This window comes from Leptospira sarikeiensis (assembly GCF_004769615.1).
In the GTDB taxonomy this organism is placed as follows: Bacteria; Spirochaetota; Leptospiria; order Leptospirales; family Leptospiraceae; genus Leptospira_B; species Leptospira_B sarikeiensis.
In genome coordinates this window covers 158893-176643 of sequence record NZ_RQGF01000015.1, presented here as the reverse complement: position 1 = coordinate 176643, position 17751 = coordinate 158893, and the positions used below count along the sequence as shown (strand labels likewise).

The following is a 17751-nucleotide window of genomic DNA, read 5'->3' as shown; positions in this document are numbered from 1 at the left end:
CCTTGTACGTATAAAGGTATTTTGTAATCGGAGTTCCGAATGAAAAAATTGTCCCCAAGCTATATTCTCGCAGGTATTTCCAGTTTAGCCGCGATTATTTCGTTTTTATTGATCCGTAAATATTTCGGGGGTGAGACCGCAGACGGTCTTGCTCAATCCTTATGTGACGTTGTCAGCGAATCTGGATCTTGCTCCAAAGTTTCGGAAAGTAGCATATCCGCGATCAGAGGAGTCCCTGTATTAGGAGATCTTCCAATCGCATTATTCGGATTCGCTTTTTACGGTTTTATCGCATATTTATTTGTTCGTTCTGAACAGAAGAGCGAGAACAAAGAAGGATATTTGCTACTCGCTTTTTATCTTCTTGTGATCGCTTTCGTAATCGATTTAGGACTTTTCTCCGCTTCCGTATTCTATATAGACGCCGTCTGCGGTCTTTGTGCGGTTACTTGGATCTCTACATTGATCTTAGCGGGAGGAACTTTCTTCCTTATAAAAGATTACTCGGATAAATCTATAAAAAAGGCTTCGAGTGTTTTTCAACCGGAAGGTCTGAATTTGTATATAATAGTTTTATTATTCTTAGCTGTAGGTCAAGTCGGTGGGAAATCATTTCATGATTCTCTAGTTGATGGGGAACATACTGGAGTTGCACAGATCCAAAAACAATTGGCAGAATACGAAAAAGCTCCTGTTGTTCCCATCGATTTGCCGGGCTCTTCTATTCAGGGAGATCCGAACGCTCCGATCACTATCGTAAAATTTGCAGATTTCAATTGTGGTCATTGTATGGATACTTCTCATATCCTAAAAAGGATTCTTAGAGATTATCCTGGCTTAGTGAAAATCGTTTATAAAAATTTTCCTCTGGATGCAAATTGTAATAAACTAGTTCAATCTCCTCGCCCGGATGCAAGCTCTTGTGTTGCCGCTTCTGCAGCAATTTGTGCAGACAAACAAAATAAGTTCCCTCTAATGTATGAAGGATTATATAGAAATACGGAAAATCGGATCGCTCATTCTCCAGCTTCCGTTTTAAGTTTGGCTCAACAAGAAGGGTTGGACATGAATCAGTTTAGATCCTGCCTTTCTTCTCCTGCAGTTAGGACCCAGATCAATAAAGAAGTGGACGATGCTGCAAAAGTGGAGATCCATAGCACACCGAGTTTATTCATAAATAATAAACCGATTCGAAGCGGAACTCCTAACGAAGCTTTTTTAAGAGCTTTGATAGAAAGTTTAATTAAAAAAGTCTGAGGTTTTCAGTGTCGGAAGCAGCCGAAGTCCCTAAAAAGAATTTTTATTGTAGGAACTGCGGCTCTTCCATTCTTTCCGATTCGGAAAAATGTTTGTTCTGCGGATCTCACCAACTTCCAGGCCGGATCCCTTTTTTCAAATTTCTCTCCGAAAGTAGATTGTTTCGTACGGTTTTCTTTTTTCCGTTTATGGCACTACTTTCATTTTCGATCCCGGTCTTATTCGTTTTTTACCCGATATCGTTTTTGGATTGGGCTTGGATCTTTATCATTTCCTTTTTCTTTCTATTCTTCTCTATATTCGGACTCGTTTCGGAATGGATCTTTTTGAACAAAGTTAAAGGAGACGCGAAAGATTTTAGAGAAGGTTTTTTCGAATGGCAAAAAACTTTATATTTAAGAAAGCCATATCTCTCTTATTTAGGAATGTTCCTATTCGTATGTGTTCCTCTACTAAATTGGGAAAATCATTTCACATTCGCTATTTCTTCTTCTGCCATTTGGACCTTATTATTGGCGTTTTTAATTAAGGTCCTGATCCCACTTTTCTAATCATCGGAGAACCTTCCATGTTGAAGAAAACTTTAATCTTAAGTTTTTCCTTTCTCGGTCTGCTCGTACTGTCTTTCGGCATTCTTATCTGGCATACGATCAATTTTCGTCCTCTTACATTAGGTTTGTATTATGAAAAAATTTTCTGGGAGAATGTTCTTGATGATCCGGAAACTTTAACTTCTCTTCGGATCTTGGATTCCTGGGGAGTTCGTTCCCATAATCACAAATGGTCCGACTCTTCCCCCGAAAAAGAAATGGAGAGAGCGGATAAAGCAAAAAGAGATTTGGAAACCCTTAGATCTTATGATACTTCCGGTTTAAAAGGAGAAGATAAGATCTACTATAAGGCAATGGAATGGGATCTAGAGCTTGGTGCGGACCAGGAAAAATTCATCTATAATTATTATCCGGTAAATCAACTCTTCGGGATCCAAAATCATATTCCTTCTTTTCTCGCTACTTCTCATATGATAGAAGATTATGAAGATGTAGAATCGTATCTTTCTAGAATGAATGGGATCTCATTAAAACTGGACCAAGTGATCAGAGGATTGGAACTCAGGCAATCCAACGGAGTAATCCCTCCGGATTTTATTTTAAAAAGGGTGTTGGATGAATTGGATCATTTCCAAGTTAAAAATCCTGAAGAGAACATTCTTTATGTAAGTTTGAAGAAAAAATTGGAGAAGAATGATGAATTAACTTCCGATCAAAAAAACTTCGCTCTTGCGGAAGTGAAAAAACTCCTGACAAGTTCGGTTTATCCTTCTTATTCTAAATTACAGAAATTTTTAGAGCAGCAGCTAAAATCTTCGGATAATAAAGCTGGAGTATGGAAACTTCCGAACGGGGATAAATACTACGAGCATACTTTAAAATATCATACTACTACGAATCTTTCCCCTGAAGAAGTTCATCAAATCGGTCTTTCTGAAGTAGCAAGGATCCAATCCGAAATGAAGTCGATCTTAGAAAATTCCGGATCTAAAATCACGAACCTTCAAACTACAATGAAACAATTGCGTGAAAAACCCGAGTTTCAATTTCCGAATGTTCCGGAAAGTAAAGAAAAGGTAATCGAAGTTTATAGAGAAATCCTGAAAGATTCGATCGAAAAATCAAAATCCATTTTTCCTTCTTGGCCAAAAGCGAAAGTGCAAGTAGAAAGAATTCCGGAATTCAAAGAAGCTGGCGCTCCGGGAGCTTATTATGAAGAGCCTAGTCTGGATGGAAAAAGACCCGGGGTATTCTACGCTAATTTAAGAGATCTGAAAGAGATCCCTAAGTTTGGAATGAACACATTAACGTATCATGAAACTATACCAGGTCATCATTTACAAATCGCTTGGTCTCAAGAATTGACCTCCGCTCCTAGAAAATTAAGGACTACACATTTTACTGCATTTGTAGAAGGTTGGGCTCTCTACGCGGAACGCCTGGCTAAAGATTATAACTTTTATTCGGACCCATATGTGGATCTAGGTAGATTGCAGGCGGAACTATTTCGTGCGGTTAGACTAGTAGTAGATACTGGTATTCATTATAAACGTTGGAGCCGTGAAGAAGCGATCCGTTACATGTCAGACAATACCGGAATGGCTCCTAAAGAAGTTTCTGCAGAGATTGAAAGATATATAGTTTATCCGGGCCAGGCTTGTTCCTACAAGATAGGAATGATCTCATTTTTAAAAATGAGAGAGGATTGGAAATCGGTTAAAGGAGAAGACTTCGACATAAAACAATACCATGGTTTTGTTTTAGGAAAAGGATCTCTTCCGTTAGAAATATTGGAAAAGGCTTCGAAAGAAGAATTAGGATTAGTACCTAAAAATTAAATCGGATTATGATTTAAGGTTTTTGTCTTTCCGGCTTGATAAGACTGTAAAATTGCAGAATGTAAAAAGTCCCTAGCCTTTTTTACGGATTCAGGTAGTGAAGATCCTTGGGCTAAATACGAAGCAATAGCAGAAGAATAAGTGCATCCTGTTCCATGCGGATTAAAGTCCTGCACGAACGGTTTCGAATATTGAAAAGTATTTCCATTCGGAATTCCTAATACATCCAGCGCGTCTTTCGAGTTTTTTATATGGCCACCTTTTAATAAAACAGGCACTCCGAATTTTTTAGAAAGTTCCACCGCACCCGATTCCACCGCACCCGATTCCATCGCCTCGATTTTAGAGATCTCGGCCGCACCTAGAATTTTCGCCTCGTCCAGATTCGGAGTAATGACACTTGCCATCGGTATCAATTCGGAAATCAAAGATTGGATCGCTTCGTCCTGCAAAAGTTTTGCGCCACTTGTCGCAACCATAACCGGATCCAGGACTAAATCAAAATTCTGACCTTTAGATCTATACTCTTTTAGTATTCTTGAAACTGTGCGTATTAAACTTTCCGAAAACAACATCCCGGTTTTAACAGCTTTCACTGGAAAATAAGAAAAAACGGCGACTAATTGTTTTTCTAAAAAATCCGGATCCACTTCCAAAATTCCGGTGACTCCGTCAGGATTTTGAGCAGTTAAACAAGTGATTACGGATGCACCAAAAGAACCTGTCGAATTAAACGTTTTTAGATCTGCTTGGATCCCTGCCCCACCTCCGGAATCTGATCCTGCAATCGTAACTACTACTGGTTTTTCCATTAGAAACTCTGAATTAAAATTAGTCTGGCCATCCGAATCGTTTCCAATCCACGACCTCTTCTCTAGAAAATTTAATCCCTTCAGATTCTAAAAGTTTTTTTTGAAGTATTGCTCGAGGAGCATCCCCTCGAAAGGAAATTTTTCCCATACTATTGATTACTCTTTGCCAAGGGACTTTTTGTTCCTGGCCCTTCTTCAGAGAATTTAAGGCGTACCCTACTGCTCTTGCAGCTCTTGGTTTTCCCATGATCGCAGCGATCCTGCCGTAGCTTGTGACTTTCCCTTTTGGGATCTTCTTTACGATTTTGTAAACTTGTTCGTAAAAGTTCTCTTCTTTGATTACGATCTTCTTCTTTTTGATCTTAGTCGTCATACTGCGGATCTTTCTATAAAGCTAGGATCTACATTCGGTTGCGGAGGTCGCAAAGGTAATTCCACTTTGAATACGGTCTTACCAGGCATGGATTCTACAGTAATTTTGCCTTTATGCTTTTCCACGATCCCTTTTACGATTCCAAGCCCTAAGCCGGAACCTTCTCCCTGATCCTTTGTAGTGAAGAATGGATCCCAAATCCTGTCTTTGATCGAGGGATCTATACCGGGCCCGTCATCTTGGACTTCGATAGTAACAGTTTCTCCCTTTGAATAAGCGGATAATTCGATCGTTCCCTGACCACGGATTGCTTGGTTCGCATTCTGTATCAAATTGGTCCAAACTTGATTTAATTCGTCCGGATTGCATACGATCTTAGGAATAGGAGAGAAATTCTTCTTCACCTCTACTCCGTATTTCAATTGGTTGTTCATGATAACTAAAGTGTTCTCGATACCTTCTATCAAGTCGGCATTTGTGAAAGATTTGCTTTGATCTAAATGAGAATAGTACTTTAAAGCTTTAACGATACGAACTATGTTTTTGATCGAATATTTTATATTCTTAATGTTTCTACTGGTATTGGAAGCATGTTTCAACATTTCATAGCCAGGCTTCGCGCCTTGCGCCAAAATTTCGAAAATATACTTTCGAACTTCCATAATATCATTCTCGATGATAAAAGATGCAACTTCGCCGGCCAAAGATAGTTCTATTCCTAGTTCGACCATTTCGTCCCGCACTTCTCTTTTGATTCGAAACTTATCTTTGGACTCCATAATCTGACTTTTCTTTCTGTCTCTTAAGATATGAAGAAGTGCGATTTCGAAAGACTTTCTGAGTTTTTTATTTCGGGCGAATCTTACGATTTCGAATACGTTCTTTACTATAAAGTTCATATTCGATTCCAAATTGTCTGCAGAGCCGTTGATTACTCCGGCGGGAGTATTGATCTCGTGTGCAATCCCGGCAACCATGGTTCCTAAGGATGCCATCTTTTCGGACATGATCAATTGAGATTGAGCGCTTTCTAATTCTTGGGTCCTATGCCGAACTTTCTCTTCCAAAGTTTCAGTAAGTTCTATCAATCTTTCGTAAAATATGGAATTTGAAAGTGACATTACGGAGACTGAACGCATTTCGTTTAGTTTTTCCAATTCGGAGCTAGAATATCTTCTTCCGTCGTTCCTTGGGCCTAAAACTAACATTCCCAAAAGACTTTTGTTTAGAATAAAAGGGACAAGTAGCTCGGCTTTGGTTTTTGCCGCGAAAGAAAGAGCATGCTCTCGTATTTGAAGAAGTTTCGCGTTTTCTATAAATTCTTCCGAATGAAAAATTTTATCGTGTTCAGTGATCCATAGAAGGAAAGGATCAAATATATAAAAATGGTCTTCTCCTGAATCTCTAGGATAAGGGGAGAATTTTCCTAGATCTTCTCTCCATAAATAGATCTTAGATCTACTCGTATTGATAATATTCGGTAGAAATTTTAGGATTTTCTCGCATACACTTTCCGTGATGTTGGTTGCAATTAGATCACTTTTGAATTTATCTAACGAAGAAAGGTATTTTACGTATTCCTGGTCTTTAATCGTCAGCTTTGAAAGTGCAGAAGATAAATTCAAAGCAGGCCCGAACTCATTAAACCAAATCCATACAAAAACAGCGGCTAAAGTGGTAAAAGGCAGACTAATTAAAAGAACGATTGTCCGATCCGGATCTAAGGATTTGAAATCCAAACCGAAGATTAAAGCCGATTGTAAAAGAAATGCGGCTAAAACAAGACCAAATATCGGTCCGAATTTGCGTATGATTTTCATCGCGATCCCGTAAAATTAGGCTTAAGAATGTCAAGTTCCACCATTCCAGTAAAGGAGTTTTTTACGATAGCGAGAGTCTTCGGGGCTTTCTACGATTTGTATTCTCCAGAAAGAGGAAGAGTACGAGCAGTTCTTAGAGGAAGGCTTAGGAATTTGGCTGCGAAGGAAAGACACCCGTTCGTAGTCGGAGACAGGGTATGTGCAATGGAATCCGGGGGAGAATGGGCGATAGAAGAAAGACTTCCTCGCACAAACGAACTTCTACGAAAAAGTAAAGAAGGTGATGCACAAGTTCTTTGTTCTAATGTGGATCAAGTAGCGGTTCTCGCTTCCTTAAAAGATCCGGAAACGAAAGACGGATTTTTAGATCGTTGTTTGGCGGCGGCTTCTTTGGCCGAGGTCCCTCCCCTGATCGTATTCACAAAATCTGATCTAGTTGATCATGAAACTCTGATTAAACGTATGACCGTCTATCTGGATTTAGGTTATCAGGTCCTTAGTGTTTCCTGTCAGACCGGCCAAGGTCTAGAGGAACTTTACTCCAAGTTTTCTTCCAAAACCACCTACCTTGTGGGAAATTCTGGAGTGGGAAAATCTAGCTTAGTAAACGTCTTATCCGATAGGGAATTGCAAAAAACTTCCCAGGTAAGTCTTTCCACTAAGAAGGGTAAACATACGACTACGAATTCCAATTTTATAGTTTTGGAAGATAATATCGTGCTAATAGACTCTCCGGGTATAAAAGAATGGGGAATCTTGCATCTGAGTAAGGGCGAGATCCTAGAAAGTTACCCGGAATTGAGAAAGTATAAGGAACAATGTGATATTTCCGACTGCTGTGATGCCGGACCGGGATGCAAAATGTTGTTTTCTATGGGTGAAGCAACCGATATAAGTATGGAAAGAAAAAAGAGCCTGGAATCTATGCTTGCAAGCCTGGAAAACCCGTTTAGAATCACACGTAGAGACCACTTAAAGAATGAAAGTAAATCCTAAATCGATAGAATACGCCTCGATCGAGGACGTTATGAATTTCGTACGAGATTATAACGCCGGAAATATGTTACGTTTCTTAAATGCAATCGAGGACAATAGCGGTAACGTTCTTGTTAAGGAAGAGGTCCAGGTAAAAGAATCAGCCCTCGCCAGACTGAAAGAGATCAAAGGGCAGTATAATCCCGAGTTTAAGATAAAATTAACTAAGGAATTATTGGGCCAAATCCAGGATAAGATCTCAGAAAAGATTGTCCTTCAACTCAAACAAACCGATAAAAAATTCTTAAAGTTCATGTATGAAGAGAACAAATTCAACTTTAAGGGAATTATACGGAACGCTCTCAATAATAAAAAACACTTACTCGCTCTTTTTAAGGTTTATGAGTCCAATCCGAATTTTTTCAAACATATTAGTGAGTTAGGACTAATAGCCCTTGGGATCGTACTCATCCCAGATGCACTGAAATATAAAATGCTACGTCGATATTCCTTTTTGGGTGGAATATTTATGGATATTGCCCGTGTTTCCGGTGATCATTGGAATAAACCTTTTCCGGATGATACTGAAAAAACGAGGATCGCAAAACAATGTGCAAACTTTATGCAGAAATTAGATCTGCCTGAATTCGTTTGCTCCGCGGCTTCAAATCACGTGCCTCTCGGCTTACAAGATAATGTAGAAGTCGCTGTTTCTAATTCAAAAAAGAACGACCGCGAAAATCCGGACGAAACATTCTTCTCTGAAATGATGGTGGATGATGGAGAAAGCGATTCTGTTCCGGACGATGAAGAAGATGCAGGATTACCTGATAAGTCCGAAGATGTTTTGCGTGAGTTACTCACAGATTCATTAAAGATCGCTAGATACATTCATACCGTAAGTTCCTTTTCTCATGATAAAGAATATGTAATGGAAGAGCTAGTATATTTCTTAGCTTACAATACTTCTCGCGGATACTTTAACGAAGTTTTAGCCAATCCACTTGTAAACTTATTCAAACAATTTGAAGAAAACGTAAAGCGTATGCGCAAGTTAGCAGAAGTAGAAATGCAATGTTTGCATCCTCCGGCCGCTTGGGCGTATCCAAAACCGAAGGCAAGCCAAGTGCTTTGTAAGAATAAGGTATGGGATTGCCCAAATATAGTGCAGGGTTGGGATATACATGTGATCTCTTCCCAAGAGGCGTTCGGTTGGGTGGGCTCGAGTCTACCTGCGGATCATTATCCAAAATGTAAACTGGAAGAAGAACTAGACTCTTTGCCTGAAATTGAGCCTAAAAAAGCAGAGAAAAAATAGAATTCGTTCGACGATACGTAACCCTTAAGGGTTAGTTTTGAGACGTTAATATGACAACTGCCAAACGGGCATTTTTTGGAAATTTTTTTCCAAAATGAATCTTTTGCTTTTGAGAAAATCCTTTAAACACAAGTATTGGTAAAAAAGTCCTTGTTCGATTGTAATATCTATAGGATTCTTAAGCTTAAAAAGCGGGGGAGAACATATGTTAAAAATGAAAACCACCCTAATTCTAGTTTCGATGATCGCATTCAACTACCTGATTGCTTGTACCCCTAAGACAAGCAGCGATCAAGTTAAGTCCGAGGCAGTTTCTTCAACTGCAAAGATCGTTTGGTTGAACGGTGACGTTCGCATTCAATCTGCAGAAGGTGAGAAAAAAGCCGAGTTCGGACAAACCGTAACCGCAGCAGACACATTGCTGACTGGTAAAAACGGATCTGTTGAAATCATGGTAGCCGAAAGCGGTATCATTAAAGTTTCTAAAGACAGTGAAGTTTCTATCGCTGCACTTGTTGGCGACGATGGGACTAACGTTAAAGTCAATTTGAACTACGGAAGGATCGTAACTCTGGTTCGTAAAGAGAACAAGAACTCCGATTTCCGCGTAGTAACTCCTACTGCACTTGCGGGAGTTCGAGGAACTACCTTCCTTACATCTGTAGAAAATCCTACTGGCAAAAAAGTAAACTGTGCTGAAGAACATTGCGATGTTAAATTCGCAGTATTAGAAGGTTCCGTTGCAGTTTCTAAAGTGGGAGAAGAGTCCGAGGTAATCTTGGATCGGAACAGAGAGATCACTCTGAAGAAAAATCAGAAGTTAACCGACAAACTGATCCTTTCTTTGAGACCTGAATCAGTAAAAGAACTGAAAGGACTGATCGTTCTTAAGAAAAATGATGTTTTAGAATATAATAATCTCGTAGATGAGTTAAAGGCTTCTAGTGAAGAGCTTCGTATCTTAAGCCAAGCTTCCACAGTAGAAGAGGCTCGTACTCAATTGCAGAAACGTGAAGCAACTAGAGCGAATGCTGACGAAGTTGCAAGAACAGCTCAGCAAGTAAACGAGACTAAATACGTTCAACAAGACGTTCAAAAAGAAAAGTTAAAGCTGAACGCGAAAGAAACTTTCTAAACAGTTTCCTTTCTTCTTTTCCGCTTATATAATGAATTGAATATGGACCCCGCTTTTGGCGGGGTTTCTCTTCTTATACCTGTTTGGCGGATCAATATTTCTTAAATTTGTAATCCTAAGTAAAACCAACCAAGGTCGGAAATAGAGACCAAAAGACCCTTCATTTTCTCCAGAACCCGGAAAAGATTTGCTAAATCAGTCCCTAGGAAATTTTTTTACGGGATGGGGAACAATTCTTTTCGTAATCTTATTTTATTCTCTTTTATTACGAGTTTAGGGGTTACTTGCTCCTCAGTGCAGAAGCTGAACGAACCTTCTAAGCTGATCCAAGAGCCTTACTACAAACCGATAGGAGATTCTGCGAATACGTTTATCTTTCGCGAATCGGAAACAGATCATAGGATCCGTAAAGTCGGACATGAGATCCCGGTCCTAGCATTTAGCCCAATTGATTATCCGAAATCGGTAGATAAAAAACTGGCCTCTTATTTCGAACAAGAGATCAGTCTGCTTTGGAAAGATATCAAATATACTTCCGCTAAAATTTCTCCGGAAGTTTGGAAAAATAAAACCACCCTAAATGATGAGATTAAATCCAAAGATGTGGATGTCTTAGTACTTGGTACTGTTTCTGAATCAGAGATCGGTTGGACTTTTAAATTCGAATTAAAGGATTCGGTTGATTCGAGTAAATTCGGAGACTTCGAACTTTCTTTTAAACGTCCAGTATCTTCAGAAGAATCCGGAACTTGGAGCCAGGCAATTTTTTGGAAAGGATCCGATAGAGTTATCTCTCTCGAATCCAAACAAACAACTGTTCCAGTCTGGGATAGAAAGCCGGATGCTCTTAAAATTAGAGAGATCGTAAATTCTTCCGTAAAAGGAACTTTGAGTGTAAGAGCTTCCTCCGGTGATACAGAGATCCTATGGAAAGGAAAATCGTTGGGGAATACTCCGCTGACGGAAGTTCCGATCCAAGAAGGAGTCCAAGAAGTTCAGCTTGTTCTAAAAGGAAAAAAACCGATTACGAAAACGATCCAAGTAAGAGCAGGTAAAAAGAATTATTTATTCCAAGAATGGGAAGAAGATAGAACATTAGGTTCTGCTAAAGTGATTAGCGTTCCAAGTGGACTTTCAGTTTCCCTCGATGGGTATAAGCAGGGAGAAACTCCTTTCTATAGAAGTAATCTTACTCCTGGCGGCTATCAGTTGGAGCTCCTAAAGGAAAGCACTGACGGTTCTTATGTTTATTACGAAGGCGTCTTAGATGTAAAAGCAGATCGTTTGGTAGAATTGGCACTTCCTTATTCGGGACAAGGTCTTTTAGGTGAAACTGAATTTTGGAAACCTTCCGGAGAAACGAATTTTTCTCCTTTCGGGCCAAATGGATTGGAATTCGCCAAAAAGAAAGACCTTCCTAATGGATGGAATGGAGTGTATTCTCTTCCATTTATACCGGAAGAATTGGAATTAGAAGGATATTTTCTTTTACCAGTAGATCACGGAAATGGTTCTGTTGCTGTTACATTCCATTTGAATGGAATTTCTTTAGGTTTAGTTGCCGGAAAAGAAAAGGTTTCCGTTTTTCAATTTCCTTCAGACGGAAAGACATTGAGCACATATACATACTTGGATGTGGATAAGGATGTAGGCCGGCCATTCTCTTTTAGAACCGACTTGAAGAATAAAAAATTATTATTATATTTAGGAAGAGACAAGGTCTGGGAAGGAGACCTACCCGCGGGTGGACTTTGGACAGTCTCTGTTCTTACGAGAGGAGAGGAGTTTAGAGAAAAAACTCCCATTAAAGATCTGAAGATTCTCTATAAAGGATATAAGTGATGTTTCGTTTCATTTCTCGCTTTTTTATATTTCTATTTATCTCTTTCTTCGCTATTTATTGCGTTTCCAAAGATTTCCGAAAATCGAATTCTCAGGACGCGATTATGGAGAAGGACATTATCGCTGCCCAAAAATTAAAGCAAGCTTCTCGATTGATCAACGAAGGGAACTCAGCTTTTCAAAAGGGAAAATTCGAGCTCTCTTTATCCAAAGGAAAAGAAGCTGTTAAAACTTATCCGACTGCAGAAGGATATTATCTGATCGGATCTTCCGAATATCGTTTAGGTAAGACGGAAGATGCTTTGGCTTCTTTGAAAAAAGGAACCGATTTGGATCCTGAAAACGAACAAATCCTTTTAACTCTTGGAATATTGTACACTTCTCAAGGAGCGAATAAGGATGCTTTAGATGTTTATTCTAAATTAGAAAAACTTCCTAAAGTAGACGGTTCCGCTTATACTTTTAAAAAAGCAGTGCTTCTAAAAACGATCGGTAGATATGAAGAAGCGTATTCTGCTCTGAAATCTATTCCAGAGGACAAATTTAAATTCAAGGCTCAATTGTATATGCAGTTGGGAGACACTGCAGTTCAGGTAAAAGACTACGAGGCTGCAGAAGCATATTTCGAAAAAGCAAGAAATGCAGATCCGGATCTTGCTTCTGCGAAACAATCCGCATCTGCAACTAAGGTCGCTTCTTTATTAGAAAAAGGGAATGCTGCTTTAAAAGCTAAGAATTATAAGGATGCCGCTCAATATTTTACATCTGCGACTCAATTAGATCCTAAGAACCCCGCTCCATTCGTATTTTTAGGGAATGCCAAAATTCTTTCGGGAGATACTGACGGTGCGGTAAAATCTTTCGAAACTTCTTTAAAGTTAAAAGCGGATTATTTAGAAGCTTATTCAGGTCTTGCATCTGCGTATAGTAAATCCGGAAACAATCCTAAGGCGATTTCAGTATTAGAAAAGGCCATTCCATTCTTCCCTAAAAACGCTACGATCTACAATCAGATCGGATTAAATCAAAAATCTTTGGGTGAAAACGCCAAGGCAATGGTTTCCTTCAGCAAGGCAAGAGAGTTAGATCCAAATTATAAAGAACCTGTTTTGAACCTAGTGTATCTGCTTGCTTCTGAGAATAGATATAAAACGGCAAGAAACGAATTAGAAAGTCTGAAACAGGACGATGAGGTGAAAAAGGTCTTAGCCTTTTTGGATTCTTCCGAACTAATTCATGAAGGGGATCTAAAACTTCGTAAAGGAGATACTAAATCCGCCAAAACGTATTTTGATAGAGCAAAAGCAAAAGATGCCGAAGATCCTGGTGTCTATACTGCTTACGGAAGGCTTTATCAAATTAGCGGAGATGTAAAACAATCCGAACAGAATTATCTGAAGGCGCTTAGTCTCCAAAAGGGAAATCTTCCGGCTCTTCAAGGTTTGATCCGTTTATATTCCGCTCAAAAAAATCAATCTAAAGTAGCTCAATACACTAAGGAACTAGAGGCGATCACTGGAAATGATCCGATCTCCGGGATCGTTCTCGCGAGAACATACGAAGACAAAAAAGAGTATGAAAAGGCTGAGAACGCGTATAAAGGCCTGATGAAAAAATATCCGGATAATGAATCCGTTCAGTTCAGATTGGCATTCTTATATTATAAAATTGCGTTAGAAGAGAACGAAAAAGCAAATTACGATTCTGCAAGTTCATGGTTATCTAAGGCAGAAAAATTAACCAAGGATTTGCCTGAGATTGCAGAAGCGAAACAAACGATAGATCAAAATAGAAAATTCTCTGAAGTAATCCCTACGATCCAAAAAGCAAATCGTTTCTTCGATACAAAAGCTTACGAAAAAGCAATCCCTCTTTATCAATCAGCTTATGATAAAACGAAAAAACTGACTCTTTATATCAAAGTGGCTGAATGTTATCTGGCATTGGGAATGGAAGAAAAGGGAATTTCCCTTTTAGAAAATTCACCAGAAGCTTCTAAAAACCTGGCGGCACAGGAAGCAATTTATGCATTTCTTCTTAGAAAAGGAGAGGTGGATAATGCGGAGAAAGGATTCCATAAAGTTTTAGAGAAAAAACAGGATTCCTATTATAGCCATTATCAACTTGGGATCATCGGCCTCCAAAAGAAAAATTATGATAATGCAATTGAGTCGTTCAATCGCTCTTGGTTATTAAATCCTGAGTTTACGGCTTCTCGTATCGGGAAAGGGATCGCATTCTATAACCAAGGAAAAAGCAAAGAGGCTAAAGAAGAATTCGAAAGCGCAATGAAAGCGGATTCTGAAAATGAATTAGCACCTTATAATATAGGTATCGTTCTCTTTAATGACAACTTACTGGATCAATCCGTCGAAATCTTTAAGGATATCATAAAGAAAAATCCTGATTTTCCGGATGCGCATTTCCAACTTTCTTATATCTACTTTAAGAAAGGAGATTTGGAAGCTGCAGATGCCGAGATCGTAAAGGCTCTCGATCTAGAAAGGGATGAGAAGTTTATTCACGCTCGTATTCGCATTCTTTCCGAATTAAAACTTAAAAATCCCGGAAATGCGGAATATAAAAAACTCGCTTTAGAACTCGGAAGAGAACTAGCGGAAAAGTATCCGAACTCTCCTTATTCCAGCCAAGCTGAGAAATTGGTACTATCCGATTCAGATACTCCGGTAATTTTACAACCTTATCCGAATCGTGGATCTTTGATCGGAGTTCCTGTAATCGTAAATGATCTATTGCTTATGAACTACGGAACTTCTATCGAGGCATTAGATAAAAATCGTGCGATCCGTTTATGGAGGATCACAAGTACGAAACCTTTCAGAAATGTTTTAGCGGATAGAAGAGTTTATGCGTTTACTGATAGAAGTTTAGAAGTTAGAGATCAAAACTCTGGAGCAGTGTTTCAAACTGTAAACTTATCTGGAGTATTTAAAAAAGCAATGGTCTCCGGAGATAGGATCCTAGTAGAAACTGAAATCTCCGGAAAAAGGACCCTAACAAGTTACTCAGATACTTTTGATGAAACGAAATCAATCGCTTTAGATACAAAGTCTTGGTCCGCTTCTAAAAAGGGTCAGGTATTCTTGATCCAATCTTCTCAGAAAGAAGATAAGATCTTATACGCGGATTCTAAATTAACAAAGGACCCAGACTCTGCTTGGACCGGAAATACGAATCCTAGACTTCTTGGCGCTACTGAGGACGGCACATTCTTCCGCACGGATAAAGAGATCGTTTATGTTTCCGGAAAAGGCAAGTCTACTAAGACTGAAATTTCTGATAAGACTGCAAATCTATTTAGCGTAAGAGGAAATTCTCTTTGGTTCGTAGGAAACGACAAAGTCTATAGATTGGATGCGGATTCTTCCGGATTAAAAGAGATTAAAATTTCCGATAAAGAAGTGGAAGGTCTTTTGCCGGGTAAAAAGAAAGATATAATCGTATTATATAAAGATAATACTGCAGTGAGATATGACGAAAAGGGAGAAACTCTTTGGACTTATAAATTGGCCCAAGACTCCGACAACGTATATTCTCTTTTATATCATTAAGTCTAAAATTTAGATCTTAGTTCTATCCAAGTAATAAATACGGGAGCCTGCCTCCCGTTTTTCTTGTTCAAAATGAGAGATCGGAAAGTTCTCTCTATATAAGGAATAATCGACGGAGATCGGTTTAAATCTTCGGTCTTCTCTAAAAAGTCGGATCCCTTTTCTAGCATACGGGCCGTAATCCGTGGCGAAATGGAATTTTCCTCCTTTGTTTAAGAGTAAGTAGACAGTATTTAAAAATTCCGGATTCAAAGTCCTATGTTTATGATGCCTTCTTTTAGGCCATGGATCTGGAAAATTGAGAAGTATCTCGTCGAAAATTCCTTCTTCGAATATTTCTTCTAAAAACCAATTGAAGTTTACTGAAAGGAGCTTAACGTTCTGGATCTGATTCTCTTTTAGATCTTTGATCGTCTTTCTTAAACGATCCGGTTTCTTCTCCATTAAGATAAAACCGGTATTCGGATTATCTTTTGCTAGAGATACGGCAACTTCTCCCCAACCGGAACCGAGCTCTAAATAATATGTCCCGAATTCATTAAGGAACAAATCGTTTTTTTTTAATTTACTTCCCTGGTTCAATTTTAAGAAATATTCTGAAGAAAAGGGAATTCGAGTGACGATCTTCCATTGTTTTTCGCGAAAATTCGATGTCATCTCTGAAAGCCTGCAAATACCAAATCTTTAAGTTGTCATATTAAATACAGTGAAAATAAAATTATACGGAGTAAGAGGCTCGCTTCCTACACCGCTTTCCGGTTCAGAATATAGAGAAAAACTAGAAAAAATTCTAGAGCAAGCTCATAGGGAGTTCAAAGTTAAGAATGGAACCTTCTCCGTTCCCGAATTCCTGCAGAACTTAAACCAGGATCTATTACGGCCTGTAGGAGGAAACACAACCTGCGTGTATGTGGAATCCGAAAACGGTCAGAAATTAATTATAGATTGCGGTTCCGGGATGAGGGAATTGGGTAACGATCTACTTAAACAAGGGATCGCTCAGGGCGGAAATGTCAAAATTTTAGTGACTCATACTCACTGGGACCATATCCAAGGCTGGCCTTTTTTTAAACCGGGATATATCCCTTCCGTTCAAATCGATTTTTATTCTACGATCTCAAATCTTAAAGAAAGATTCGATCGCCAACAGAATCCTGAGAATTTTCCGATCACTCTAGATGAGATGATGTCCAAGAAGACATTCACTCTTTTACAACGCCAAAAGACTGTCGAGATCGGCGATTTTAAAGTGACTCCTTTCCTCTTAAAACACCCGGGAAATTGTACAGGCTATCATATAGAAGAGAACGGTAAAAGTTTCCTATTCTGCACAGACGTGGAAGTTAGAGAAGAAGACTTATCCGAATTCGCTGAGTTGCGCAGTAAGTTTGGAAGCCCCAATATGTTGATCATAGACGCTCAATACAGTTCAGAAGAAGCGGATAAAAAGATCGGATGGGGCCATACATCCGGAAAATTAGCGGTGCGTTGCGGCGAAGTCCTAGGTGTAAATAAATTGGTTTTAACTCATCATGAGCCTGATCATCCGGATGAGGAAATCATACGAATGTTCAATCAAGAAAACCAATCCAAGGAATTATCAGAGATAGTTTTAGCTAGAGAAGCTGATAGTTTCGTTCTATAAAGATTTTCCCGGATAAAAACAAACTTATATCTAAAGATTGAGTTAGATCTCATCGGATTGGAATTTCTGTGACAAGATTTTAGATCCTTTAGGTTATATAGTTCCTACAAATTTAAGATTAGAATATATCAAAAGCGATCCGAAAGAATTCTTCTTAAAAAAAGAAAACTCCTTTTAAATTCTTTTACATCATGTATTCTTTCCTGCCTATGCAAAGACTAGAGATCGGGATGAATCCTTCCGAAAAGGTTGGACCCGGTTTGCCGACGGATAAAAGATTTTATATAAGATTCCGTAAAGACAATCGGGTGAAACTATTTAAGGAAGGTGATTGGAGTGAAGGGGTATTAATCGACATATCAATGATGGGAGCATCTATAATTACGGACCAGGTATGGGATGCTGGGGCCAAAATTACGATTATGTCGCCAATGTTTACTTGCGAGATTAAAGCGGAAGTTATACGCAGAACGGAAACTGATATAGGAAATCGGTATGCCTTAGTATTTCATGATCTATGCGATGCTAGTATACTTGAGATACTGAATAAGATAGCTTACTGCAGATAACGCTTTTTCTATAGGCATCAGTAAATTTTTTCCAAAACTCTAAA

The 17751-nt window shown here is 38.9% G+C and carries 14 protein-coding genes; 10 read left to right on the top strand and 4 right to left on the bottom strand.

The genetic code is table 11. The features are described 5' to 3' along the window. Positions 1-39: 39 nt before the first annotated feature. From EHQ64_RS08250 to EHQ64_RS08240, 3 genes are read left to right on the top strand one after another with little or no spacing between them, the layout of a single operon-like run. Complete coding sequence (locus EHQ64_RS08250) at positions 40-1257, top strand: vitamin K epoxide reductase/DsbA family protein (RefSeq protein ID WP_135649014.1); 1218 nt, start codon at positions 40-42, stop codon at positions 1255-1257. 8 nt (positions 1258-1265) lie between these two features. After that, positions 1266-1808, top strand: a complete 543-nt coding sequence (locus EHQ64_RS08245; protein ID WP_135649013.1) for a hypothetical protein — start codon at positions 1266-1268, stop codon at positions 1806-1808. Between the two features lie 2 nt (positions 1809-1810). Further along, positions 1811-3646: a DUF885 domain-containing protein gene (locus tag EHQ64_RS08240; RefSeq protein ID WP_425460404.1), complete on the top strand. Its 1836-nt coding sequence runs from the start codon at positions 1811-1813 to the stop codon at positions 3644-3646. Here EHQ64_RS08240 and thiD read toward each other — a convergent pair. Genes thiD through EHQ64_RS08225 form a run of 3 tightly spaced genes read right to left on the bottom strand, consistent with a single transcriptional unit; the run spans position 3643 to position 6651 of the window. Beyond that, complete coding sequence (gene thiD, locus EHQ64_RS08235; RefSeq protein WP_135649011.1) at positions 3643-4458, bottom strand: bifunctional hydroxymethylpyrimidine kinase/phosphomethylpyrimidine kinase; 816 nt, start codon at positions 4456-4458, stop codon at positions 3643-3645. The two genes, EHQ64_RS08240 and thiD, sit on opposite strands and share 4 nt — an antisense overlap. Positions 4459-4477: 19 nt before the next feature. Beyond that, entirely contained in the window at positions 4478-4831 is a 354-nt protein-coding gene (locus EHQ64_RS08230; RefSeq protein ID WP_135649010.1) for an MGMT family protein, read from the bottom strand. Then, a complete protein-coding gene (locus tag EHQ64_RS08225; RefSeq protein ID WP_135649009.1) occupies positions 4828-6651 on the bottom strand; it encodes a sensor histidine kinase in 1824 nt (607 codons plus the stop codon). Before EHQ64_RS08225 ends, EHQ64_RS08230 begins: the two co-directional genes overlap by 4 nt. Positions 6652-6678: 27 nt before the next feature. On the opposite strand from EHQ64_RS08225, the gene rsgA reads away from it, so the two are divergent. The 5 genes from rsgA to EHQ64_RS08200 all read left to right on the top strand — a co-directional run bounded on the left by rsgA (position 6679) and on the right by EHQ64_RS08200 (position 15493). Continuing rightward, positions 6679-7647, top strand: coding sequence for a ribosome small subunit-dependent GTPase A (gene rsgA, locus EHQ64_RS08220; protein ID WP_135649008.1), 969 nt, complete (start codon positions 6679-6681; stop codon positions 7645-7647). Beyond that, positions 7631-8944: a hypothetical protein gene (locus EHQ64_RS08215; RefSeq protein WP_135649007.1), complete on the top strand. Its 1314-nt coding sequence runs from the start codon at positions 7631-7633 to the stop codon at positions 8942-8944. The genes rsgA and EHQ64_RS08215 overlap by 17 nt, the downstream gene beginning before the upstream one ends. Before the next feature lie 214 nt (positions 8945-9158). After that, positions 9159-10079, top strand: coding sequence for a FecR family protein (locus tag EHQ64_RS08210; RefSeq protein ID WP_210410827.1), 921 nt, complete (start codon positions 9159-9161; stop codon positions 10077-10079). 222 nt (positions 10080-10301) lie between these two features. After that, positions 10302-11921, top strand: coding sequence for an LIC10124 family lipoprotein (locus tag EHQ64_RS08205; protein ID WP_135649005.1), 1620 nt, complete (start codon positions 10302-10304; stop codon positions 11919-11921). Further along, a complete protein-coding gene (locus tag EHQ64_RS08200; RefSeq protein ID WP_135649004.1) occupies positions 11921-15493 on the top strand; it encodes a tetratricopeptide repeat protein in 3573 nt (1190 codons plus the stop codon). Before EHQ64_RS08205 ends, EHQ64_RS08200 begins: the two co-directional genes overlap by 1 nt. A 9-nt stretch (positions 15494-15502) precedes the next feature. Here EHQ64_RS08200 and trmB read toward each other — a convergent pair whose 3' ends face one another. Continuing rightward, a complete protein-coding gene (gene trmB, locus EHQ64_RS08195) occupies positions 15503-16150 on the bottom strand; it encodes a tRNA (guanosine(46)-N7)-methyltransferase TrmB (RefSeq protein WP_135649003.1) in 648 nt (215 codons plus the stop codon). Positions 16151-16199: 49 nt separating this feature from the next. Here trmB and EHQ64_RS08190 point away from each other — a divergent pair, with 49 nt between their 5' ends. Both EHQ64_RS08190 and EHQ64_RS08185 read left to right on the top strand, forming a co-directional pair. After that, complete coding sequence (locus EHQ64_RS08190) at positions 16200-17138, top strand: MBL fold metallo-hydrolase (protein ID WP_135649002.1); 939 nt, start codon at positions 16200-16202, stop codon at positions 17136-17138. A gap of 230 nt (positions 17139-17368) precedes the next feature. Further along, complete coding sequence (locus EHQ64_RS08185) at positions 17369-17707, top strand: PilZ domain-containing protein (protein WP_246048644.1); 339 nt, start codon at positions 17369-17371, stop codon at positions 17705-17707. The last annotated feature ends 44 nt before the right edge of the window (positions 17708-17751 follow it).